The sequence below is a fragment of the Streptomyces sp. DSM 15324 genome, from assembly GCF_001514285.1.
Classification (GTDB): Bacteria; Actinomycetota; Actinomycetes; order Streptomycetales; family Streptomycetaceae; genus Streptomyces.
Map to the genome: position 1 here is coordinate 372560 of NZ_KQ949023.1, position 23423 is coordinate 395982.

Below are 23423 nucleotides of genomic sequence, written 5' to 3' on the forward strand. Positions count from 1 at the left end.
GGTCACGGCGCTTCGGTCCGGATCACCCTTTTTGAACAGGAGAGACCTACGGCCGGGTGCCTACCCGGCCCGGAGGTGTGCCGCGACGAAGCCGGCGAGCGTGGCGATGGACTCCAGACTGTCCAGGCTCAGGTCCAGCGCGGCGACGTCCACGCCGAACCGGGCGTCGATCGCGCCGAGCAGGGTCACCCCGGCCAGCGAGGTGAGGGCGATCTCCGGGCCGAACAGCGCGGTGTCCGCGGGGAGTTCCGCCACCACGCCCGGGTCCAGCCGGGCGGCCTCGGCGATCATCGCGCGCAGTTCCCCCTCCACCGCGGGCGGGTCCTGGATGTCGGTCACGCCTCGGCGTCCTCTCGGTCGGTCACGTGCAGATAGGGGGGCGGCTTCGGGAGCTCGCCGTGCAGCGCGCGCCCGAGGACGGCCGAGTCGGGCGTCGCGCCCTCGGTGTCGTCCACCCGGCGCAACCCCGCCTGGCGGAGCAGGATCCGCATCTCCAGGTTGGCGTCGGTGGGGCGCAGGGTCACCCGGAACTCCTCGGCACCGGCCTGCCGCGCCCGTCCCATCAGCGAGAACAGGAAGGCCGCCGCCGCGCCCCGGCCGGCGACCCGGCAGGAGAGGGCGAGCAGCGGGATCGACCAGGTGGTCGCGCTCGCGCCTGCGCCGCCGCGGTCGACGAGTGCGGCGCCGATGATGCCGTACGAGCCGAAACGGTCCGTCATCCGTGCCGTGTACAGCTCGTACCCCTCCGAGCCGGCCAGCTCGCGCAGCCGGTCCGGGGTGAGGCCGGAGGAGTTCAGCCGGTGGGTGCGGGCGGCGAGTTCCAGGGCGCGCGGGATCTCCTCGGGCGTGGCCGCGCCGACCGTGAGCCGCATGGCGCACCAGCTCAGGAACTCCTCCCGGCTGCCGTGGAAGCGTTCGCCCTCGGCCCGGCGCGCCTCCTCGGTGCGGTAGCGGTCGACCCGGGCGCGTGACTCGGGGGTGACCTCGCGGCCCTCGAACGCGGCCAGCAGCGCGGGCACGTCCTCGGGGGCGAGGGTGCCCACCGCTGGAAGCAGGGCCTCGACCTCGGCGCGTTCGTAGGGCGAGTCGTCGACCAGCACGAGAGCGTCCACCGCGATCCCCAGGCTGTCGGCGATCCTGCGCAGCGACTCGCTCTTGTCCTGCCAGGACACCTGTGGGGCGAGGAACCGCTCGCGGACCTCGGGCCGGGTGGCCGCGAGCCGGTCGAGCACGGCGGGCGCGCTGCGGCTCGCGACGCTGCTGAGCACGCCGCGCGCCGCGAGCGCGTCGATCGCGGCCAGCATCTCGGGGCGGGGGACGGGCAGTTCGTCGGTGGGGGACTCGACGGCGATGTCGTCCCAGAGGGTGCCGTCGAGGTCCCAGACGACGCACTTGACGCGGTCGGCGTCGAAGGCGGTCATCGCTCACTCCGGGGCAGGAACAGCTTCATGGAGAGGCTGGTGGGGTCGAAGCCGAACTTGCGGTAGACCGTGCGCATCGGCACGTTGCCGACGTGGACCCGGCCGGTGACCTCGGTGATGCCGCCCGCCAGACAGAACTCCAGGCCCGCGGTGAGCAGGAGTTCGGCGACGTCACTGCGGTTGTCCACCGGGGCGACCGCCAGGGAACGGAAGTTGGCGTAGCGGTCGCCGGTCATCGCGTTCTGGTTGATGCTCACCCAGCACCAGCCGACGGGTTCCCCGCCCGGCCGCCCGGCGACGATCATGCCCTGCTTCGACTTCTCCATCGCCTTGCCGAGGCGGGTCGCCCAGCGGACCGGGTCGTCGATGGCGTCCTCACCGAAGGAGACCCGGGCGATCTCCGCCTCGAACGCCCCGATCGCCGGAAGGTCACGCTCGTCGGCCTGGCGGGTGACATAGGGGTGCGCGCGCTTCTCGAGGGCGGCACGCTCCTCGGGGGTCGGGAGGTGCCAGCCGATCGTGCGGGTGGTGGACGGCACGGCGGGGGTGACCGGGACGTCCGCACGGACGGTCGCCGCGCGTTCCTGCCGCTCCTGACGCCCCTGCCGCTCCTGCCGCTCCTTCGGCTCCTGACGCCCCTGTGCCTCGGAGGGCGCCGCCGCCTTCGACGCGTGCGAACGCTCCTGCGCCTCCGAAGGTGTTGGGGCCTCCGCGCGCTCCTGCGCCCCCGAAGGTGCTGGCGCCTCCGCGCGCTCCTGCGCCCCCGACGGCTCCGTCGGCTTCATCGGCTCCGGTGCTTCCGAGACCAGTCGTCCCGGCCGGAAGGGGCCCTTCCCGCAGTTCGGACAGCCCTCGGCGCGCAGGGCGGCGACCTGGGCCCAGCGGGCGCCGGGGCCGACACGGACCTTGTGGCCGCAGGCCACGCACTCGTACTCGCGCTGCCGGGTCCGCTTGTCGCCCGTGTAGAGGGGACCGCTGTAGTCGCCCTGGCGGGAGGCGGTGGAGGTGGTGGTGAGGAGCTGCTGGAAGAAGCCGACACCGCCGAGGATGCCACTGCCCTCGTACTCGTTGAAGTTGCGGATGTAGCCGTGGGTGACCAGGCCCAGGGCCATGATCTCCCGCTGGACCTCCAGCATCTCGTCCGGGCTCTTGCCGCCGAAGGAGAAGAAGACACTGTGCGCCGGACCGGGCCGCAGGCCCTCCACGGCGCGGGACAGGAAGAGCCGGGCGCCTTCGGGCGTGTACGGCGGGTCGGTCATCGCGACGTCGTGCTGTCCGTGCAGCCGCTCGGGCAGCGGGTGCCGCAGATCGTGCTGCACCGTCTCGACACGGGTGCCGAGTCCCCCCGCCACCTTCTGGATGTAGTCGAGGATCTCGGCGGAGATGTCGACCACGGTCACCCGCTCGACGATCGGCCCGCCCAGCACGTCGCCCACGACGGCCACGGCCAGCGACACCAGGTCGTCGTCGCCGATCAGCAGCAGCGAGCCGCCCGGCAGCGCGCCCGCCGTCAGCAGCGCCAGCACCCGGCGCACCTTGGTCTCGGCCGTGCAGTGCGACTGGTCGATCGCCATGTCGGCGGCGGGACCGGACTCCATGAGCGCCCGCAGCCGCCGTACGGCCTCGTCGAGCACCTCGGGGATCACCAGCTCACGGCCGTCGCAGGTGCGGCAGGTGGCGTCCATGGTGAGGTCCATGCCGAGCCGGGCGACGAGGTCCGAGCCGGCCTCGGTCAGCCGGCTGGGGCGCTCCTTGGTGACGAGACCGCGGCGCCGCAGTTCGTTCCCCAGGGCGGCGACGATCGGCACCGGCAGGCCGGTGGCCCGGCTGAGGTCCTTGGTGGAGGCGGGGGCCAGACGGCGCAGCGCACGCAGCACGGACCGCACCCCGGGCGGGCCCTCCTGAAGCCGGACGGCGTCCGCGACTTCCGTGAGCAGTTGATCGGCGGTGGTACTCCGGGGGTGCCGACGCGCGTTCGTCACAATGCTGCTCCAGGGAAGCTGATGGATTCCGTGGGTATCGAGTATACGGGCTGGTAGGCGCCCCGATCGGACGTGGTACGGCGACCGCGAATGCGGAGAGGGAAGGGCAATTCCGGTGACGGGCCCCCACCCTTCCGGCAGGCGGCATTCCGCACCCCGGAGGGAATGTTTTAGCGGAAGGGTTTACCGGAAGCGGTTACCGGAATTCCCCCCATCGTTTCCGGCCGAATATGCCCCCGGTCTTCCCGCCCCCTTGACGGGAAGCGCTCGCGAGCCCCATAGCGCCCCGGATGCTAGGCTTGGCCCGACCGAGCGCCAGCAACCGGCCTCGCGACCTTCCTCTTCAGCCGCGCGGACCAGCGCTGATCTATCTGAAAGGAGACGGGGGCAGCGGTTCCTCACCCCCGGTTCCCCATGACCAACTCCACCGACCTCGCCACCGAGGGCATAAACGTCGACGATCTCTGCTCTTATGCCGTCGACGTATGGGTGAGCGACCACAGCATCCTGACCGACGAGGAGCGCCTCCTCCAGGTGCTGCGCACGGCCGCCGAAAAGGGAAACGCCACGGTACTCGGTGAGGCTTCCCACGTTTTCCCGAACGGCGCCGTGACCGCCATTCTCCTGCTTTCCGCCTCGCATCTGAGCATTCACACCTGGCCCGAATTCAGCCTGGCGAACGTCGACCTGCTCGCGTACGGCCGGCTGAACGGCGAGCGGATGATGCAGAGCGTGGAGCTGGGCCTTTCGCCGACGAAGATCAACGTCACGCGCATGCTGCGCGCCGTGCACTGACCTTCTCCCTCGTCCTCCTGTCCCCGGCATGCATTCCGTGCAGGTCTCGTGGGCGCGCTCGGCCGACGCCCACGAGGAACTGCTGGCCACGCTCGACCTTGTGGAGCGCGCCCGCTGGTCGGCGACGGTGGACCCCGCCACCCGTGACCGCTTCCTCGTCGGCTGTGCCCTGAGCCGCCGGCTCCTGGGCGAGCTGCTCGGCGTACCCCCCGAGGACGTCCCCCTGCGGCGCGTCTGCCCGACCTGCGGCGGACCGCACGGCAAGCCCCGGCTGGCCGTACCTGCCGGGTACGCCGGGTACGCCGAGTACGACTTCTCGGTCACCCACAGCGGCGATGTCGTCGGGGTGGCCGTGTGCCGGGGCGCCCGGGTGGGCCTCGACGTCGAGGAGGCCGGCACCCCCCTCGACGTCGACGCCGCGGCCCGCACCGCCCTCTCCGCCCGCGAGTCGGCCGCCCTGTACGCCCTCCCCCCGGACGCACGGGGGGCCGCCTTCCTGCGGATCTGGACGCGGAAGGAGGCGGTGCTCAAGGCACTCGGCGTGGGCCTGCGCGCACCCCTGCGGCAGTTGGAGGTCTCCGCCCCCGACACCGCCCCGGCGGTACTGACCTGGCCGGACCGGCTCGCCGCTCCCAGCCCCACGCCCCTGACGGACCTGACGGACCTGACGGACCTGACGGTGAACGGCCTCCACCCGGCGGCGCTGGCGGTGATCCCCCCGGCCGTCCGAACGGCATGAAAAACCCCTGCGACCGACGAGGACGAGGGCACACGCACGTGCTCCGGCTGATGGCAGTAGGCCGTTGGAGATCAGCGGAACAGCTGCGGCACCGGGCAGACCTCCAACGGCTCCTCGGGCCGGTCGGCCCAGCCCCACCAGACATGCCGACCTGCACACCTCCACAGCGACCGGCAGGCCCGTCGGCCGTCGTCGTCCCGCCCGGACAGTACGAGGCCACCGGATTCCATGGGCAGGCCGCAGTCGGGACAGGCCGGAGCGTGGTGGGTCATGCAGCGGACCCTAACGCTGCTGACCCCGTGGGTGCGGCGAGTGGAGGCGGAGCCGGGCCTCGACGCACTGGGTCTGGAAGGATCTCCCCCATGCTCGAAGAGAAGCTCGACGCGCGGGCTTGACCGGGCTCACAGCGGCGCTCGGCAGAGTTCTGCCCGCGATCGATGACGAGTACGGGGCCAAGCACAACACGCATGTGCACGACATGGCCATGCTGGCGGCCGAGATCGAGACCTCGCGCGACGAGCAGACCTCCAACCGCCGTTCCCTGGACGGGGCCCCACCCTGCCCGGCGTGGCACCATGCTCCCTCCAACACACCGTTCCATGGGGGAGACATGCGTATCCGCGCGGCCATCACACTCGCCACCGCCCTACTCGCCACCCTCGCCGCCTGTTCATCGTCCAGCGACGACAAAGCCGAGCCCCCGAAGCGCAGCACCACCACGGTCGCCGAGACGCCGACCACCACCCCGACGCCGCCCGACGCCATCGAACTGGAGCGCGTCGCGGACACCTACGTGAACCTCTACTTCGGAGGGGACGGGGAGGGGGCGTACGCCTTCCTGTCGAAGCGCTGCCGCGCCAAGGCGGGCTCGGCCAGTTTCGCGGCCACCGTGGAGCAGGCAGCGAAGGCGTACGGTCCCGACCACCCGGCGACGGACGTGCACGCCACCGTCTCAGGGGACACGGGCCGCGTCTCGTACAAGGTGAGGGGCCTGCCGAAGCTCGACCAGCAGGGGCAGCCGTGGACGGTTGAGGGCGGTGCCTGGAAGTACGACGCCTGCTGACTCCGCATCAACGCCTGCCTGTGAACCGCCCGTTCGGCTTTCCCGCGTGGAACCCTTCCCAGACGGACGCTGTACTGCGCCGAGGGGTGCCGTCACGCGTGGCACCACCTGCCGGGTCCGCCGCTGGACGCGGAGAGGTCGGCCAGCGGTTGATCGGAATCTCGTGAGGTTGCCCGCAGACCCGAAGACAAGGCGCCCCGATCCGATGCGGGACCCGGTCCGGGTGTACGCAGGCTGGTCGAGAAGCTGTTGGAGACTCCCAGCCTGAGCGGTGCGTGGCTGAGCGGCTGCCATGTCCGCCGAGTCCTCGTGCGGTCACCGCACCGGTGACCTGTGCGACGGCTGTGACGTGTCTCACCGGAACCCGCCCGCACCGAACGTCAGTGCAAGACGTGACCACAGATATGCGAACCCGGGTGCGAAGCGGAGATCCGGACGCCTTCGCGGAACTCTTCGACGAGTGCGCCCGCGCGGTGTACAACCACGCCTTTCGGCTGACCGCCGACTGGTCGCTGGCCGAGGACGTGTTGTCGACGACCTTCATGGAGGCGTGGCGGCGCCGGGCCTCGGTCGAGGCCGAAGGTGGCTCGCTGCGGCCGTGGCTGCTGGGCATCGCCACCAACGTCGCCCGCTCCCACCACCGCAGCAACCGCCGCTACCGCAACGCGGCGAGCGCCGCGGCCGCCGCGCACGCCGCTGAGGAGCGGGTCGAGGACCACGCTGAGGAGACCGCCGGACGCCTGGACGACCGGCGCCGTATCAACGCCACGCTCGCCGCCCTCAGCCTGCTCAAGCGCCCCGAGCGTGAGGTCCTGACGCTGTGTTTGTGGGAGGGGATGGAGTACGCCGAGGCGGCCCGCGCCCTCGGTATCCCGGTCGGCACCGTCCGCTCCCGCCTCTCCCGCGCCCGCGCCAAGCTGCGCAAGCTCGCCGATGCGCAACTGCTCGAAGAAAAACGGGAACCCACCCGCACGAACCGGCAGATAACAGGTGATCGCGGATACGCGGTCCGGTCCGCACAGGAAGGAAACCGATGAACGCCAGCCCCTCCCACCGGCCCCACCCGGCCGAGTGGACGGAGACGCAGAGTCTGCTGCCCTCCGCCGAGCGGGATCTGCCGGCGGGCCGCCACCAGTTCCACAAGGAGCAGATGATGGCCCGGATCCACGAAGACCTCCGCACCCCCTCCCGCACGTCCGTTACCTCTCCGGTCGCGCCCGTGAAGCGCTCCAACCCGTTCCTGCGCCGTACGATCCTCCTGCCCGCCGCGGCCTTCGCCCTGGCCGGCGCGGTCGCGGGCGGCCTCGCCCTCACCGGTGGCGGGACCGACGGCGGCAAGACCGCCCTGGCCACCGGCCCGGCACTGACCACCAGGATCGGCGTCGCCGACGCCAAGGGCGCCCCCCAGCTCCTCGAACGCATCTCCCTGGCAGCCGCCGACACCTCCGAGCCCACCCCGCGCAAGGGCCAGTACATCTACATCGCCTCGAAGGTGGCCGACAGCTACATCAAGACCGTCGGCGACAAGAGCGAGGCGGTCAGCGACGAGCTGCACTCCCGCCAGGTCTGGAACTCCCTCGACGGCAGGGACGGCTGGCTGATCGAGGCCGGTCAGACCAGCGACAAGGGCATCACCCTGAAGGGCGACACCCCGTTCAGCGGCGCCTACAACGCCCTGGCCGCGCTGCCGACCGACCCCGACGCGCTGCTCCAGCGGATCTACCGCGAGTCGGACGCCGTCCGGGACCCCGAAGTCCCGCGCGACCAGGCCGCCTTCGTCGCGATCGGCGATCTGCTGTTCGAGAGCTACCCGCCCGCCGAGGTCGGCGCCGCCCTCTACCAGGCCGCGGCCAAGATCCCCGGCGTCGTCTCGGTGGATGACGCGGTCGACGCCACGGGCCGGCACGGGGTCGCGATCGCGCGGGAGAACGACGGCGAGCGCACCGAGTGGATCTTCGACAAGAAGACGCTGCGGTTCCTCGGCGAGCGCATCGTGGTGGTCAAGGCCACGGCGGGCAATCCCCTCAAGGTCGGTACCGTCACGCACACCAGCGCGATCACCGAGCGCGCGGTCGTCGACGCCGCCAAGCAGGTCCCCGGGCAGGCGAGCTGAATGCGCGACAGAACCACCAGCGCCTCGCTGGCCGCCCTGCTGGTGGCGGGGCTGATGACGGGTGTCTCGGTGGCGGCCACGGGCTCCGGCCTCGGCGTACGGACGCAGGACACCGCCACCGTCGCGGCGCCCGGCAGCCACGCCCTCGGCGCACGGGCCCCCGGCTCCGCTTCCGCGGCAGGCCGGTACGTCACCCTCCTCACCGGCGACGGGGTCCGGCTGGACGCCCGGGGCCGGGTGACGGGCGTACGGCGGGCACCGGGCCGTGAGCATGTCCCGGTGTCCGTGCGCGGCGCCGGGGGCGATCAGTACGTCGTTCCCGCCGACGCCGCCGCCCTGATCGGCCAAGGCGTCCTGGACATGCGGCTGTTCGATGTCAGCGGCCTGATACGCGCCGGCTACGACGACACCCGGCGCGGCACGCTCCCGCTGATCGTGGCGTACGAGGGCACGTCCGCCCAGCGCCGGAGCACCCAGAAGTCGCTGGTCGCGGACGCGGACGCCACCGTGCGCCGGGAACTGCCCAGTGTGGCGGGCGCCGCGATCACCGTCCCCAAGGCCGGGGCCGACGACATGTGGCAGGCCCTCACCGAGGGGAAGGGAGTCGCGCGGGTCTGGCTGGACGGCCGGTTCAGGGCGCCGGCGGACGAAGACGGCGCGAAGGCCGGGGAGGCGGGCGGCGGCGTCGCGCAGATCGGCGCCCCGGCCGCCTGGGCGGCCGGATACGACGGCAAGGGCGTCAAGGTCGCCGTCCTGGACACCGGCGTCGACACCACACACCCGGACCTCGCCTCGGCGGTGAAGGCGTCGAAGAACTTCACCGGCACCGGCAGCACCGACGACATGGCCGGCCACGGCACCCATGTGGCCGCGACGCTGGCGGGGTCGGGCGCACGGTCCGGCGGCCGGTACAAGGGGGTCGCGCCCGGTGCCGGGATCCTCAACGCCAAGGTGCTGGACGACAGCGGTGAGGGCAGCGACTCCAGCGTCATCGCCGGCCTGGAGTGGGCCGCCGGGCAGGGCGCCAAGGTGGCCAACCTCAGCCTGGGCCAGGCCGACACCCCGGGCGAGGACCCGGTCGAGGCGGCGGTGAACGCCCTCTCGAAGAGCACCGGCATGCTCACCGTCGCCGCGGCCGGCAACGAGGGCCCCGACGCGGGAACCGTCGACTCCCCGGGGGCCGCGGAGTCGGCGCTCACCGTGGGCGCCGTCGACGGCGAGGACCGGCTCGCCGACTTCTCCAGCACCGGCCCGACCGCCGACAGCGCGCTGAAACCGGACCTCACGGCGCCGGGCGTGGGCATCGTCTCGGCGAGGGCGGCGCACGGCAACCTGGGCGACCCGGCTGCCGACGGCTATGTCTCCATGTCCGGTACGTCGATGGCGACGCCGCATGGCGCGGGGGCGGCCGCGATCCTCGCCCAGCGGCACCCCGACTGGACCGGCGCACGGATCAAGCAGGCGCTCACCGCGTCCACCACCCCGGCCACCGGCGCGACCGGCTACCAGCAGGGGACGGGCCGGCTCGACGTGTCCCGGGCACTGGAGGGGGCGGTGGCGAGCGAACAGACCTCCGTGTCCTTCGGCAAGCAGCTGTGGCCCCACACCGACGACCGGCCGGTCACCCGGCACCTCACCTACCGCAACGACGGCGACCACCCCGTCACCCTGGACCTGACGGCCACCGCGACCGGCCCCGGAGGCAGTACGGCCCCCGAAGGCATGTTCACGCTGAGCACCACACAGCTCACCGTCCCGGCGGGCGGCACCGCCGGTGTCGACCTCACCGCGGACACCCGCGTCGAGGCGGCGGACGGCGCCTACTCGGGCGCGCTGGTCGCCACCGCGCGGAACGGCGCCGACCCCGCGGCCGTACGGACCGCCTTCGGCGTCGTACGCGAGGCCGAGGCACACGACCTCACCCTGAAGTTCCTCGACCGCGGCGGCAAGCCCGTGAGCGCGCCGCTGACCGAGATCCTCGGGTACTCGGGCACGTACTGGACCACGAACCTCAGGGACTCCGAGCAGATCTCCCAGGGCGTGTACCGGGTGCGGGTCCCCCGCGGCGACTACGTCGTGGACACCGTGCTGGACGACGCCAGGGGCACCTCCGCGCTGGTCCGGCCGCGGCTCTCGCTGACCGGGGACACCACGGTCGTCTTCGACGCGCGCAAGGCGAAGCCGGTCCGGATCACCGCGCCGCAGGGCGCGAAGATGTCCGACGGCCAGCTCAACCTCGCCGTGGGCACCGGAGACACCGGGAGCGAATCCCACAACAGCACCCTGTTCTGGGGAACGTTCAAGGACCTGCGCACCGCGACCCTGGGACCGACCGCCCCGGCCGGGAGGCTCAGTACGCAGCTCGGCGGCCTGTGGCAGAAGGGCAGCACCACCTACCACCTGCTCCACAACCTGCCCGACCGCTTCCCCACCGGCTATCGGCACACCACGCGCATGAACGAACTGGCCCTGCTGAAGCGGGACTTCGGCTCGTCCATCGCACACCGCAAGGGCATCGTCAACGTCCTGTGGAGCGGCCCCACCCTGTCGCTGGGCACGGTGAGCGACCCCTTCCCGCTGCCGACGACCGCGAAGATCTACGTCACCACGCCCAAGGGCTTCAAGTGGACGGCCAACCTGGGCCAGCGAAACGCCTCCGGAGACGACGACGTCTTCTACGGCACGGAGAGCGCGCAGTCGTACCAAGCGGGCCGGACCTACGCGGCCACGTACAACGTCGGTGTCTTCAGCCCGGTCACCGGCGGCCCGTACGGCGCACGGCGCGACGGCGACACCCTCGACCTGTGCGTCCCCGACCTCGCCGACGGGAGCGGACACCCCGCCTCCTCCACAGCGAAACGCCGCACCACGGTCACCGCGGACGGCAGCACCCTGCTCGACAACGACGGCGACCTCTGCCAGAGCGTGGCGAAGCTCCCGTCCGTCCCGGCCCGCTACACGATCCGAACGGACCTGACCCGCCCGCCAGGCGTGGCCACGACCACGAGCCGCCTGACAGCGGCCTGGACCTTCACGTCCAGCCCGTCCGACTCCGGCTCCCTGCCCCTCTCCACGGTCCGCTTCCACCCGAAGCTGACCCCGACGGGCACGGCCCCCGCAGGCCGCCGCACCACGATCCCCCTCTCCCTCCAGGGCCCGGCGGCCACTGACCTGAAATCCCTGACGGTGAAGGTCTCCTACGACGCCGGCAAGACCTGGTCCCCCGCCCCGGTGACCACCACCCACGGCAAAAGGACCCTCACCCTGACCCACCCGGAAAACGCCCGCTCGGTCTCCCTCAAATCCACCCTGACCGACACCACCGGCAACACCTACGCGGTGACGATCCTGAAGGCATACCTCCTGACCTGACGTGGTCCAGACACTGCGGGCACGGAGGGCTGCGGGCGTCACGGCCGAGCTGCGACTGGATCCGGAGCCGGCCGCGGGGCGGGAAGCGGCTGCACGCGTTCTTCGCCAGGCTGTACCACGGCGCCTCGCGACCGGAGGAAGCCGTAGCCATGCGAGTGCAGGACGTGACGATTCCGGGCCTGATGCCGCAGATCAGTGGTGCGAGCCGGTGATCCACACGGCGACCCCGGAGGTCGGCAGTGCCGGTGCTGCCGGCCACCTACGCGAGGTGCGTCAAGGGCAGCTTCCTGACCTGAAAAGGCGGGTGGAAGCGGCGGGAGACCTTCCCGAGCCGCCCGACGCGGGCTGAGACTCCCGCCGAGAACATCGACACGTATGCGACAGGGCCACCCGCCAAAACCCGGCGACAGCCGGACAGCCCCGGAACCTCCCCATGATCGCCGGGGGGGGTGTCCGGGGCTTCGCCGTGTCACGTGAAACATGCTCTGAACAGCAAAAATGCCCTCCCGGAGGGAGGGCGGAGACTTGCGCCCCCGGCAGGACTCGAACCTGCGGCCAAGCGCTTAGAAGGCGCCTGCTCTATCCACTGAGCTACGGGGGCCGGATGGGATGGCCTCGTACGTACTGCCCGGGTGTGGGGCGATCCGTGACGTTGCCGGGGACAAGGATAGGGCTCCCGGTTCCTTGTCCTGGTTGCTTCGCCTCCGTGGCTCAATGTGGAGGTTCGGTGAAGCGGTCCTGATAATCGCAGGCAGGTGCGAATCGTGCATCGCTTTTGGCGTCTCGCAACCCGGGTGTTGTGCACTCGTTATGCCTGGGCTGTGCCTGTGTCCCAGTCATCCCCTCCGCCCCTTCTGTCCTATCGGCGCGCAGACATGCCTATATGCTTCATAAATCCCCTAAAATTGGGCATTCTTCGCATGTGGTGACCTTGGACGTACGGCCTCAACTGCTCGACGCACTCTCCGCCCTGCGCGACCGTGTCGCCGCCGCACGCTACCCGCTGCCCCTGGCGGGCGCGCCACGCGCGCGTGCCAACCGCGACGAACTGCTCGCCCAGCTCGACGACTATCTGGTGCCCCGCCTCAGACAGCCCGAAGCGCCGCTCCTCGCCGTCATCGGCGGCTCCACCGGCGCGGGCAAGTCCACCCTCGTGAACTCCCTGGTCGGACGGCGCGTCAGCGAGGCGGGCGTGCTGCGGCCGACCACCCGGACCCCGGTGCTGGTCTGCCATCCGGAGGACCATCACTGGTTCAGCGGCATGCGCGTCCTGCCCGGCCTCACGCGCGTGTGGGTGCCCCATCAGGAGCTCACGGACGACCTCTTGCTGCCCGGCGAGGACGGCCGGCGCGTCCTGCGCATCGAGACCGCCGAAACCCTCCCGCCCGGCCTCGCCCTCCTCGACGCCCCCGACATCGACTCCCTCATCGCCGACAACCGCGCCCTCGCGGCCGAACTGATCTGTGCCGCCGACATCTGGGTGATGGTCACCACGGCCGCCCGCTACGCCGACGCCGTGCCCTGGCATCTGCTGCGCACCGCCAAGGAGTACGACGCCACCCTCGTCACCGTCCTGGACCGCGTCCCCCACCAGGTCGTCGCCGAGGTGTCCCGGCAGTACGGCGCCCTCCTCACCAAGGCCGGCCTCGGTGACGTGCCCCGCTTCACCGTCCCCGAACTCCCCGAGTCGGCCTGGGGCGGCGGGCTGCTCCCGGCCACCGCCGTGGCCCCGTTGCGGACCTGGCTCGTCCACCACGCCCAGGACCCCGGCGCCCGCCACCACGCCCTCGCCCGCACCGCCCACGGCGTCCTCGACTCCCTGAAGTCCCGGATGCCGGAACTCGCCGGTGCCGCCGCCGCGCAGTACGCCGCCGCCCTGAGGCTCACCACGGCTGTGGAGAAGGCGTACGACAGCGAGTACGCGCGCGTACGGGGCCGCCTGCAGAACGGCGCCGTCCTCGCCGGGGACGCCCTCAAACGCTGGCGCGCCTTCCCCCTCGACTGCACCGCCGGCGAACTCCTCGACGCCCTCGCGGAGAGCCTCGCCGCCCTCCTGCTGTGCGCCGTCACCGCCGCCGACGAACGCGTCGACGAGGCCTGGCGCCGCGAACCCGCCTCCGCCGCACCGGCCCTGACCGACGCCGAGTCCACCCCGGAACACGCCGAACACCGCATCGCGATGGCCGTACGGCGGTGGCGGCGGGAGCTGGAGGAGTACGCGGAGGACGAAGTACGCGCCCTGGAACGCGGCGCCGCACCCGACCCCGAGGCGGTCGCCGCGCTCGTCGCCACCGCCCTGCTGGGCGGCCGCCGGGCCCGCACCGCGGGCGAGGGCCTCGCCGAACGGCTCGGCGCACACGGCGCGCTGAGGCTGCGCGACCGCGGCGGACGGCTGCTCACCGAACATCTGGACCGCGTCCTGCACGCCGAACGCGAGCGCCGCCTCGCCCCCCTCGACGGGCTCGACGTCCACGCCGAACCCCAGGCCGAACTCATCGCCGCGCTGTCCGTACTGCAGAAGGAGAGGTGACCGGTGACCGCCGTCACTGACGAGGACCACACGGATCACACGGATCACACGAACCATACGGACCACACGGGGCGCTCGGAAGCCTCCGACCGCACGGCAGCGCACGCGGGCGGCCGCGACGCCAAGGGGCTCGGGGACGGCGGGCGCGGCGGGCCGCGGGACGCCTCCCAGGGCGCCCCCGAGCAGGCCGCTTCCCGCGCGGAGGCCGGTGGCGCCGATGCGGGCGACCCCGTCGCCGAAGCGGTCGACGCCTGGGACGACGGTCTCATCGCGCGCCGGGTGAACGAGGGCGCGGGCGGCGAGCACGGCCCGGTGCCGGTCCGCACCGGTGGCGCACCCCCCGCGGGCCCACCCGTCTACGACGGCCCCCTGCGGTCCCGGCTCGACGCGCTGCGCGAACTCGTGGGCCTGTCCCGCACCCGCCTCGACAACCGGACGCTCGCCGAGGCCGGCCGGGTGCTCGACGAGGCGGCGGCGCGGCACAAGCTCTCCGGGCAGCACACGGTCGTCGCCCTCGCCGGCGCCACCGGCAGCGGCAAGTCCCAGCTCTTCAATGCCCTCGCCGGAGTGCCCATCTCGGAGACCGGCGTACGGCGCCCGACGACCGCCGCGCCCATCGCGTGCAGCTGGAGCGACGGCGCCGCGAGCCTCATCGACCGCCTCGGCATCCCGGGCCGGCTGCGCCGGCGGCCGGTGCAGAGCCCGGAGGCGGAGGCCCAGCTGCGCGGACTCGTCCTGATCGACCTGCCCGACCACGACTCCGCCGCCGTACAGCACCGCGAACAGGTCGACCGCATCCTGAAGCTCGTCGACGCGGTCGTCTGGGTGGTGGACCCCGAGAAGTACGCCGACGCCATGCTCCACGAGCGGTATCTGCGCCCCCTGGCGGGGCACGCGGAGGTGATGTTCGTCGTCCTCAACCAGGTCGACCGGCTGCCCGGCGAGGCCGCCGAACTGGTCCTCGACGATCTGCGCCGGCTCCTCGACGAGGACGGCATCGCCCTCGGCGAGTACGGCGAACCCGGCGCGACCGTCCTCGCCATGTCCGCGCTCACCGGGGACGGCGTCGGCGAACTGCGGGAACTGCTGGGGCAGTTCGTCACCGAGCGGGGCGCGGCCGGCCGCCGGGTCTCGGCCGACGTGGACGCCGCTGCGGCCCGGCTGCGGCCCGTCTACGTCACCGGGCAGCGCACCGGGCTGAGCGAGGAGGCGCGGGAGGAGTTCTCCGACCGGCTCGCGGACGCGGTGGGCGCCACCGCGGCGGGCGAGGCGGCCGAGCGGGCCTGGCTGCGCAACGCGGGCCGGGCCTGCGGGACGCCGTGGCTGCGGCTGTGGCGGTGGTGCCAGTCCGGCGGGGACCCGGTCACCGGGCGGCTCCCGGCCCGCGCCCAGGCCGACGAGGAGGCCACGGCCCGCCAGCGGGTCGAGCAGGCGGTGCGCACGGTGTCCGAACGGGCCTCCGCCGGGCTGCCCGCGCCCTGGGCGCAGGCGGTACGGGAGGCGGCCGTCCGTGGCTCGCAGGGGCTGCCCGAGGCGCTGGACGAACTGGCCGCACGCGCCGGACTGCCGCCCGGACGGCCGCCGCGGCCGGGGTGGTGGCCGGTGGCGGTGCTGGCGCAGGCGGCGATGACGCTGCTCCAGGTCGTCGGCGGCCTGTGGCTGGCGGGGCAGATCGCCGGGGTCATGGACCCGAACCTGGGGGTGCCGGTGCTGCTGATGGTGGCCGGGATCGTCGGCGGCCCCCTGGTGGAGTGGAGCTGCCGACTGGCGGCCCGGGGCCCGGCCCGGCGGTACGGGCAGGACGCGGAACGCCGACTGCGGGAGGCCGCCGCCGGCTGCGGCCGGGCTCGCGTCCTGGACCCGCTGGCGGCGGAGCTGCTGCGGTACCGGGAGGTGCGGGAGCAGTACGGGCGGGTGGTGGGCGCGGGGGTGCGCTGAGCCGGGACGGGGCGGCGGGGGCGGGACGTGATCCGGCCGGAGCCGTGGCTCACTCGTCCGGGTGACGGGGTTGTCCACAGGCGGGCGGCGGTCCACAGGGCGCGGCGGGCTCGGTCCGGTGGCGGCAGTCTGGCGGTGCGGCGATCGCGACGGACGCGGTCGGCGCGACCAGGCAGCCGTACGGGACGGGCCCGTAGGCGACTTAGCCCGGCGGGACGGCCGGGCTACGGGAGGGGTTCGGGACATGAACGAGACGATCGTGTGCGCGGTGGGGAACGTGGCGACGCAGCCGGTCTACCGGGAGCTGGCGGCGGGGCCGTCGGCCCGGTTCCGGCTGGCGGTGACCGCGCGCTACTGGGACCGGGAGAAAGGCACCTGGGCCGACGGGCACACCAACTTCTTCACGGTGTGGGCCAACCGGCAGCTGGCCGTGAACGCGGCCGCGTCGCTGAACGTCGGCGATCCGGTGATCGTGCAGGGCCGGCTCAAGGTGCGCACGGAGACACGGGAGGGGCAGCAGAACCGGACCTCGGCGGACATCGACGCGGTGTCGATCGGCCATGACCTCGCCCGCGGCACCTCGGCCTTCCGGCGCTCGGGCCGGCCCGAGCCGGCCGCTGTGGGCGCCCCCGCACAGCCCGAGCCCGACTGGGAGACGCCCGCGCCCGCGGCGGACTCCGGCGGGGTGGAAGCCCAACAGCCGCGTGAGGCCGTGGCCGTGACGTGAGATCGGGTCACCCGAGGGCGGGCGGCGCCCCGGGCCGACGGGTGGGTGGCACATCGCCGGATCCCTCCGAGTCGCCCGGTGGATTTGTCGACAAGTGCGGCTTGTTCCCCGCCTGTTGGCGATCTTGGGGATAACGATTCCGAGTCGGATCACCCATCCGATGACAGGACCGGGAAACCGGGTGCGCGGGCGTCTCTAGGATGCCGATCGTGGCTCACGGGGCTTCTGATGCTGCTGACGGGACCGTACCCCCAGGTCAACGGGTCCTGCTCGAAGGGGAATTACGTTGATTTCTTCGTTCTCCGCGCCGTTCGCGCGCACGCGCGGCGCCGCCCGCCTCGCCGCGTCGGCGCTGGTCGGTGGGTTCGTCGCCATCGCGGGCGTGATCGTCGCCGCGAGCCCGGCCGCCGCCGACGAGACCGCGCAGACCCCGGGCGGAGCCACCGCCACCATGGGCGGCCTCAAGACGTACGGTGCCGCGGTCCTCCATGACGACGGCGGCGACCAGGAGATCTCGGCGGGCCTGTTCGAGATGTCCGTTGACGGCGGCGGCACCCTCCAGACCTACTGCGTCGACCTGCACAACCCCACCCAGCGGGACGCGAAGTACCAGGAGACGCCGTGGAGCGGCACCTCGCTGGGCGCCGACGACGACGCGGGCAGGATCCGTTGGATCCTGCAGAACTCCTATCCCCAGGTCAACGATCTGGCCTCGCTGGCGACGAAGGCCGGCATCTCCGGCGGGCTCACCGAGCAGGACGCGGCGGCGGGCACCCAGGTGGCGATCTGGCGCTACTCGGACGGCGCCGACGTGGACGCCGTCGACCCCCAGGCCGAACAGCTCGCGGACTACCTCCAGAAGGCCGCCCGCGACACCGCCGAGCCGCAGGCCTCCCTGACGCTCGACGCGCCGGCCGTCTCGGGCCACCCCGGCGAGCCCATCGGACCGGTGACCGTGCACACCGACGCGAGCGCGGTGACGGTCACCCCGCCGCTGGACGCCGGGATCACCGGGGTGCGGATCGTCGGCAAGGACGGCAAGCCGGTCACGACCGCGACGAACGGCAGCCAGCTGTTCTTCGACGTGCCCGCCGACGCCGACCCCGGCTCCGCCGCACTCACGGTCCAGGCCTCCACGACCATCCCCGTCGGCCGCGCCTTCACCTCCGACAGCCGCAGCCAGACCCAGATACTGGCCGGCTCCAGCGAGTCGACCGTTTCGGCGACGGCGAGCGCGACCTGGGCGCAGCAGGGCGCCGTACCGGCCCTGTCGGCCGCGAAGAACTGCGCCGAGAGCGGTGTGGACATCACCGTGGCCAACCAGGGCGACGAGGCCTTCACCTTCGAGCTGATGGGCGCCGAGCACGCCATCCCGGCGGGCACCGTCCAGACGGTGACGATCCCGCTCCAGGAGGATCAGCCCTACGACTTCACGATCACCGGCCTTCAGGGCGCCGAGTCCCGCTTCACCGGCCTCCTGGACTGCCGGACCCGGACCGCGGAGACGGCGAACGTGACCACGCAGACCCTCAGCGACCCCAGCCCGGCCACCGTAGGGGGCACCGGAACCTCCGTCACCGACACCAACCTCGCCGAGACAGGCGGCTCCAGCGCCACCCCGATCATCGCGGGCACGGCCATCGGCCTGGTGGTGATCGGCGGAGCGGTCCTGGTCCTGGCGGGCCGCAAGGAGAACGCCTGAGGGGGGAGCGGCGGGCCTCGCCACTGACGGCCGGACGGTCAGCGCAGTGCGGCGGCCTCGCCGCCACGGACGGCCCGCAGGGCGCGTCCACGGTCTCCTCGTTCTCGCCGACGGGGGCGACGTAGTCGAGGCCGCCCCGCGCGGCATCCATGCCGACCGTCCTGCCGATCACCCAGGTGGCCGGGTAGCCGTCCAGCAGCCCGAGCCGGGCGAGCAGCCGGTCGTCGGCGGCCGCCTCCCGCGCCTTGATCCCGCTGCCGATCAGCACGACGGCGGCTCCTCCTCACAGCACAGCACAGCACAGCACAGCACAGCACGGCACATCACGGCACGAGGGATCACAGTCTCGCAGCCGCGCGCTGCGCCCGGGTGCAACTGCCGGTGCGGGAAGGTCGTCGTATCCGCTGTGACGGAAGCATGCGCACGACGTGAGTCGAGGTGGTCGCCGGCCGTCGCCGCGGCGGCGGGCACCGGGGCCCTGGCGCTCGCCGCCGTGGCGAGCTGGAGCAGTTTCCTGCTGGTCGTGCGGGGCCGGGTGGTACCCGGCTGGGGTGTGAGTGCGGCCTTGCTGGTCCTTGTGCTGGTCCTGCGTCTGGTCCTCGCCCGCAGGAGCCGCCGTCCGGGCGCCGCGGCGCTCCCGCCGACGTACGCGAGAGGGGCACGGCTGGGGGGCTGGCTGCTGACGGGCCTGGCCGTGCTCGGCGTCGCCTGGGGAGCGATGGACGATCTGATCTCGGACGCGAAGTACTACGTGCTGCGACCTGCGGGGCCGGAGGGCTGCACGGCCGTGGTGCGGGAGACGTCCTTCCTCGTGCTGGGCACCGCCGAGGCCTACGCGGTGGGGCCCACCGGCCTGGCCCTGGGCGCGGCGGGGCACTGGACGGTCGACGACAACGGCCGGCCCGTCGGGGCGGGCGCGTACGCACTGACCTGGGGGCGGGACGGGGGCCGCCTTCAGGTGGACGGTGCGGCCGGCGATCCGGTCTTCGACGGGGGAGCGGTCGACATCGACTGCTGACGGCGGCACGGAGAAGATTGCCGCAATTTCTCAGTCGAACCTGACGCAATAGACGAACGGGACGGCGGCCGTGCGGCGACCCGACGTCAGATCGATCGCGCGAACCTGGGCGTTCGGGTTTCCGGGAGCGCACGGTCCGGTGAATCCGGGGACGAATCCGAAGCTTCCGCCGGCATATCCGGAGTGCCTGGTGGCTGTGATCGTCCAGGATTTGCTGACCGCTCCGGAAAAGACGAGGCGGACCTGGCCGTTCACGTTGAAGTGGTCGCCGCTGACCTTGAGGGTGCCGTTCTCCGTGGTGACCCACAGCCGCACCGCCAACCGCCGGTCGTCGGCCCGGCTGTTGTCGTACCGTGCCTGCGCGCGGGTCTGCGGGGTCACACACGTCAGGTCGTCGGAGCCCCACGCCTCACGCCAGACATAGCCCTGCTTGCAGTAGCCGTTCGGGAGGGTGCGGCCCGGGGCCAGGGCGTTGTCGTCGGCGGTGTCCGCACGGGTCTGCGGCGTGACACAGACGAGGTCACCGGCCCGCGCTTCCCGCCAGACATACCCCTGTCTGCAGGTGTTGGGCCCGTAGTCCTGGGCGCCTGCGGTCGACGGCGCGATCAGCGCGCCCCCTGCACCGGCGGCAATCACCATCGCGGCAGCCATGATTCGCCTGAACATAGTCTCCTCCGCTGTTCCGAGGTCGCTATGTTTCTATCGTCTGCCGGTGCCGCGGGGTCATCAAATTCTACGGAGTGAAAAAATTCAACGGATTAGGCCGTCAAATGTCGAACGCTAATCAATTGAGGCGTGGCCGTGTCACCTGTGGAGGCTCGAATGCATTCGTGTTTATTTCTCGGGGTCGGCCCACGTCGCCGCGAGCGCGCGCCGATCCGGAAAGCGGGGACCGCCGACCAGGTCCTGGGTGGGTTCACCGTTGAGCCAGCACACTTGCTCGGGGGCGCCGTCCCCGGTGTCGAACAGGCAGCACACTCCTCCGCTGTCGGCCGTGAGGTCGGTGAACGCCTTCCTGATGTTGGCCGACCGCTCGAACAGACGGCTCATCTCCGACGTGGCCGCCCAGCACTCCACCGACGCGTAGTCAGGGCGCAGCCCGGACTCGAACCGGATCGTCGCGTAGATGTACCCGATCCGGACGCGTCCGTCCGCCTCGGGCCGACGGTCGTTCGTCCGCGCGTACTCGCGCAGTGCGTCATCGGCGTCGAAGAGGAGGGAGGTGTCGAGGTCGAGGGTGCCGCTCGCGGAACAGTCGACCGGCTCGCTCTTGAAGCGGGACGTGAACGGGAGGTCGAGCAGCGCACCACCGGGCAGGGTGACCTCGAGCGGCGGCACGGCACCGTCCGGCGGCGCCAGCCGGGCCAGATTGGCCAGCGCCCTGGCGACATTCCGAGGACGTAGATAGATGTCGTAGCCGTAGGCCAGCCCCATGTCTCCCCCTACTTCAGACCGAACCGCACCCTTTCACGTCCCACGCCGTGGGCGCTTGCCGTTTTGTCAGCCTCGACGAATGCGAGGCCGACCGCTTTCCTGCCTTCGTCGGCACGGCTGTGGCGCTATTCCGCTCCGGAGGGAGGGACGGGGGCCGGGGGTGCCTGCCGCAGTGCGGCACGGCGGCGCAGCACGGCCCTGCGGCGCCGCCATGTGCGCTGGGCCCGGCTGGTCTGCATCAGTCGGTTGACCGTGTCGTGCGGCATGTCCTGCGCGTCGGACGCGAAGTCCTCCAGACCGCGGAGCAGATACTGTCCGCCGGTACCCATGACCTCGCGCTCGCGCAGCACGAACGGCCCGACCGCCGCCCACACCTTGACCACGCGAACCCGGAGCAGCGCCATCATCTCGTCGTCCACGATGTCGGCCAGCCGCAACACCGCGATGTTCTGGTAGTAGTACACGATGTCGTACACCTGCCGGCGCACGTCGTCCGGCAGCCCGGAAAGGCCCAGTGCCGGGTCGTACTCGGCGAGCAACCGCTGCGTCACGAACTGGTAGCGGTCGTGGAACTCCACCGAGCGGAAGTCCGCGAGCAAGTCGACGTACGCCGGTAACTGGTTGTTCCGGCGTTGCAGACCGGCTTGCGAGACGGCCGAATACGACGTGACAAGCAGCGCCACTATCGACAGCCCTGTGGCCACGAGATTGAACACCATGACTTCGCCCCCCGGCCGCCTGCCCCATCAGCCTGCCCCTGTCATAGTGACCCTTCCGAGGCGACTGCGTAGGCAAATGCCACAAACCTGACGACGTATTGGCCGCCGTCAGGGCACTTGCGGCGTGTGCCGATCGGGGCCCGGATGCGCAAGGGACCGGGCCCCGAGTGCGGGCCGGGGTCAGAGCCCCTGGGTCAGGAAGGCGGCGTCCGGTACCTGGACGGTTTCGGGGGCCGTGCGGGGGAGGAGGCCGTGGATCTGGGCGGTGACGTACTGCGCCGACATCATGGCTCCCTCCTGCCAGCCGGGCAGGGGAGAGGCCTGGTCGCCGACGACGTAGAAGCGGCCCTCGCCCTCGGGCTGGAGGAGCTGCTTGTAGGCGACCTGGTGGGCGGGGTCGGACGGGTCCCAGTCGGCCCAGCCGCCGAGCTGGTGGGGCACCTTGTGCCAGGCGATGGTGACGCCGAGGTCCTGGGGCACGGTGGTCTTCTCCAGGAACTCCTTGTGCAGCTGCGCCGCTCCGTCCCGGGCCAGGGCCAGCCGCTCGGCCGGCGAGCGCTTGCCCATGTCCTCGGCGTGGTCGCCGAAGTTGTAGGCCCCGGTGAGGGTGCCGGCCTGGGAGAAGTAGTCGTTGGACGGGTACCAGAACTGGGTGATGGGGTGATCGGTCCAGCTGATGCCGCCGTAGATCTGGTGGTGGTCGTCCTCCCAGAACCGCCGGTTGGCCTGCCAGCCGACCTTGCACGTCGGCGCGTAGTCCACCGCCGTCACCGCGTTCGCGAACTCCCGGGAGAAGCCGGTCAGCGTGAGCTGCTTGAGCACCGGCAGCGGGATGTTGCTCACGCAGTAGTCGGCCTTCGCCGTCATCTCCTTTCCGCCCGAGCGGTAGGTGACGCCGACCCCGTCGCCCGTCAGGTCGACCGAGGTGACCTCCGCCTTGAGCGCGACGGTCACGTCGTACGCGGAGGTGATCCGCTCGGTGAGAGCCGTGACGATCTTGTCCATGCCGCCGACCGGCTGGAACATCATGGCCTGCCAGAGGTAGTCCACCGGCTGGTAGAAGCGGTGCTTCCAGAACTCCGAGGTGACCAGATCGGCCAGGCCCAGCGGGGGCGCGGGCGCGGGGAAGTCGTGGACGTCAAGGGGCTCGGTGTAGCCGGAGCGGGTGGAGCCGTGGTACTCGCCCTCCTCGTCGAGGTCGCCGAACTTGCGCAGCAGGTCCCGCAGCAGCCCGGTGAATTCGTCGCGCCCGGTCAGGGTGGCGGACAGGAGCGCGGCGAGGTGGCCGCGGGTGTCGTTGGCGATGCGCCGGTTGCGCCAGGGCCGGCCGGGCGGGGTGTGTCCCGCGCGGTGCAGCACGTTCGCCGTGGTCTCCATGACGTACGGCTCCAGCGCCACCTTGAGGTCGGTGCAGTACTTCAGGACCCGGCGGTGGTGGTACGGGATGCGGCCGGGACCGAGGTTGAGGTACAGGCCCTTGTCGAAGCCGCAGGTGTGGGTCAGTACCGGCGCGTTGCCCTCGCCGTCGAGTTCGTACAGCTTGTCGCCGTTGCGGGCGGTGCGGTTCCGGCCACCCGTACGCTCCTGGGGCTCCAGGACCGTACACCGGTAGCCGAGCTTGCCCAGTTCGTAGGCCGCGGTCAGGCCGCCGACCCCCGCGCCGAGGATCAACACCGACTTCTCTTCGCCGGCCGCCGCTCGCGGTGCGGCAGCGAAGTCCGGCGCGGCACCCTCGCCGGAGCTCAGCGGGCCGGCGAGGCCGGACATGGCGTGGTGGAGCGACTGCGCGGATTCGGACGGGGTGGCAGACGTGCGGGTACTCATGGCTCACCTTTCGGGTCGGTCACACCAGGGCCGCTCCCGGTTCGTC

The 23423-nt window shown here is 72.0% G+C and carries 19 protein-coding genes and 1 tRNA gene; 11 read left to right on the top strand and 9 right to left on the bottom strand.

Going from position 1 to position 23423, the window contains the following annotated elements:
- Positions 1 to 60: 60 nt before the first annotated feature.
- From AQJ58_RS01650 to AQJ58_RS01660, 3 genes are read right to left on the bottom strand one after another with little or no spacing between them, the layout of a single operon-like run.
- Entirely contained in the window at positions 61 to 339 is a 279-nt protein-coding gene (locus tag AQJ58_RS01650) for an acyl carrier protein (RefSeq protein WP_067244089.1), read from the bottom strand.
- Positions 336 to 1421: an HAD-IIIC family phosphatase gene (locus tag AQJ58_RS01655; protein ID WP_067244091.1), complete on the bottom strand. Its 1086-nt coding sequence runs from the start codon at positions 1419 to 1421 to the stop codon at positions 336 to 338. The genes AQJ58_RS01650 and AQJ58_RS01655 overlap by 4 nt, the downstream gene beginning before the upstream one ends.
- Entirely contained in the window at positions 1418 to 3403 is a 1986-nt protein-coding gene (locus AQJ58_RS01660) for a GNAT family N-acetyltransferase (protein WP_234359929.1), read from the bottom strand. The genes AQJ58_RS01655 and AQJ58_RS01660 overlap by 4 nt, the downstream gene beginning before the upstream one ends.
- A gap of 414 nt (positions 3404 to 3817) precedes the next feature.
- Here AQJ58_RS01660 and AQJ58_RS01665 point away from each other — a divergent pair, with 414 nt between their 5' ends.
- Together AQJ58_RS01665 and AQJ58_RS01670 are read left to right on the top strand one after the other, a co-directional pair.
- A complete protein-coding gene (locus AQJ58_RS01665) occupies positions 3818 to 4198 on the top strand; it encodes an S-adenosylmethionine decarboxylase family protein (protein WP_055639048.1) in 381 nt (126 codons plus the stop codon).
- Positions 4199 to 4226: 28 nt separating this feature from the next.
- The gene (locus tag AQJ58_RS01670; RefSeq protein WP_067244092.1) at positions 4227 to 4937 is read left to right on the top strand and encodes a 4'-phosphopantetheinyl transferase family protein; all 711 of its coding nucleotides are present in this window, start codon (positions 4227 to 4229) and stop codon (positions 4935 to 4937) included.
- 71 nt (positions 4938 to 5008) lie between these two features.
- Here the strand turns inward: AQJ58_RS01670 and AQJ58_RS40295 are convergent, their stop codons facing one another.
- Positions 5009 to 5209 carry a dehydrogenase gene (locus AQJ58_RS40295; RefSeq protein WP_079078635.1) on the bottom strand — a complete coding sequence of 67 codons (201 nt, stop codon included), beginning with the start codon at positions 5207 to 5209 and terminating at the stop codon, positions 5009 to 5011.
- A gap of 119 nt (positions 5210 to 5328) precedes the next feature.
- Between AQJ58_RS40295 and AQJ58_RS01675 the strand changes: the two genes are divergently transcribed.
- The 4 genes from AQJ58_RS01675 (at position 5329) to AQJ58_RS01690 (ending at position 11485) form a co-directional block, all read left to right on the top strand.
- Complete coding sequence (locus tag AQJ58_RS01675) at positions 5329 to 6000, top strand: hypothetical protein (protein WP_067244094.1); 672 nt, start codon at positions 5329 to 5331, stop codon at positions 5998 to 6000.
- A 392-nt stretch (positions 6001 to 6392) separates the two neighbouring features.
- Positions 6393 to 7037, top strand: a complete 645-nt coding sequence (locus AQJ58_RS01680; protein WP_067244096.1) for an RNA polymerase sigma factor — start codon at positions 6393 to 6395, stop codon at positions 7035 to 7037.
- Positions 7034 to 8113: a CU044_5270 family protein gene (locus tag AQJ58_RS01685; protein ID WP_067244098.1), complete on the top strand. Its 1080-nt coding sequence runs from the start codon at positions 7034 to 7036 to the stop codon at positions 8111 to 8113. The genes AQJ58_RS01680 and AQJ58_RS01685 overlap by 4 nt, the downstream gene beginning before the upstream one ends.
- Entirely contained in the window at positions 8114 to 11485 is a 3372-nt protein-coding gene (locus AQJ58_RS01690) for a S8 family peptidase (protein WP_067244099.1), read from the top strand. It begins immediately after the preceding gene.
- A gap of 528 nt (positions 11486 to 12013) precedes the next feature.
- Here AQJ58_RS01690 and AQJ58_RS01695 read toward each other — a convergent pair.
- Positions 12014 to 12086: transfer RNA gene (locus AQJ58_RS01695), tRNA-Arg, on the bottom strand.
- A 321-nt stretch (positions 12087 to 12407) separates the two neighbouring features.
- Here AQJ58_RS01695 and AQJ58_RS01700 point away from each other — a divergent pair.
- The 5 genes from AQJ58_RS01700 (at position 12408) to AQJ58_RS01720 (ending at position 19400) form a co-directional block, all read left to right on the top strand.
- Positions 12408 to 14015 (top strand): dynamin family protein, encoded by a 1608-nt coding sequence (locus tag AQJ58_RS01700; RefSeq protein ID WP_067244101.1) that lies wholly within the window; start codon positions 12408 to 12410, stop codon positions 14013 to 14015.
- 3 nt (positions 14016 to 14018) lie between these two features.
- The gene (locus AQJ58_RS01705) at positions 14019 to 15953 is read left to right on the top strand and encodes a YfjP family GTPase (protein ID WP_067244103.1); all 1935 of its coding nucleotides are present in this window, start codon (positions 14019 to 14021) and stop codon (positions 15951 to 15953) included.
- 244 nt (positions 15954 to 16197) lie between these two features.
- Positions 16198 to 16680, top strand: a complete 483-nt coding sequence (locus tag AQJ58_RS01710) for a single-stranded DNA-binding protein (RefSeq protein ID WP_067244105.1) — start codon at positions 16198 to 16200, stop codon at positions 16678 to 16680.
- A 286-nt stretch (positions 16681 to 16966) separates the two neighbouring features.
- Positions 16967 to 18382 (top strand): thioester domain-containing protein, encoded by a 1416-nt coding sequence (locus tag AQJ58_RS01715; RefSeq protein ID WP_067244107.1) that lies wholly within the window; start codon positions 16967 to 16969, stop codon positions 18380 to 18382.
- Positions 18383 to 18788: 406 nt separating this feature from the next.
- The gene (locus tag AQJ58_RS01720; protein ID WP_067244108.1) at positions 18789 to 19400 is read left to right on the top strand and encodes a hypothetical protein; all 612 of its coding nucleotides are present in this window, start codon (positions 18789 to 18791) and stop codon (positions 19398 to 19400) included.
- A 30-nt stretch (positions 19401 to 19430) separates the two neighbouring features.
- On the opposite strand, the gene AQJ58_RS43710 is transcribed toward AQJ58_RS01720, so the two are convergent.
- From AQJ58_RS43710 to AQJ58_RS01740, 4 genes are all read right to left on the bottom strand, one after another.
- Complete coding sequence (locus AQJ58_RS43710) at positions 19431 to 20051, bottom strand: hypothetical protein (RefSeq protein ID WP_199844509.1); 621 nt, start codon at positions 20049 to 20051, stop codon at positions 19431 to 19433.
- Positions 20052 to 20234: 183 nt separating this feature from the next.
- The gene (locus AQJ58_RS01730; protein ID WP_067244112.1) at positions 20235 to 20834 is read right to left on the bottom strand and encodes a hypothetical protein; all 600 of its coding nucleotides are present in this window, start codon (positions 20832 to 20834) and stop codon (positions 20235 to 20237) included.
- Between the two features lie 125 nt (positions 20835 to 20959).
- On the bottom strand, positions 20960 to 21553 hold the full coding sequence (locus AQJ58_RS01735; protein ID WP_067244113.1) for a DUF4760 domain-containing protein: 594 nt from the start codon (positions 21551 to 21553) through the stop codon (positions 20960 to 20962).
- A 180-nt stretch (positions 21554 to 21733) separates the two neighbouring features.
- Positions 21734 to 23377, bottom strand: coding sequence for a flavin monoamine oxidase family protein (locus AQJ58_RS01740; RefSeq protein ID WP_067244115.1), 1644 nt, complete (start codon positions 23375 to 23377; stop codon positions 21734 to 21736).
- Between the last annotated feature and the right edge of the window lie 46 nt (positions 23378 to 23423).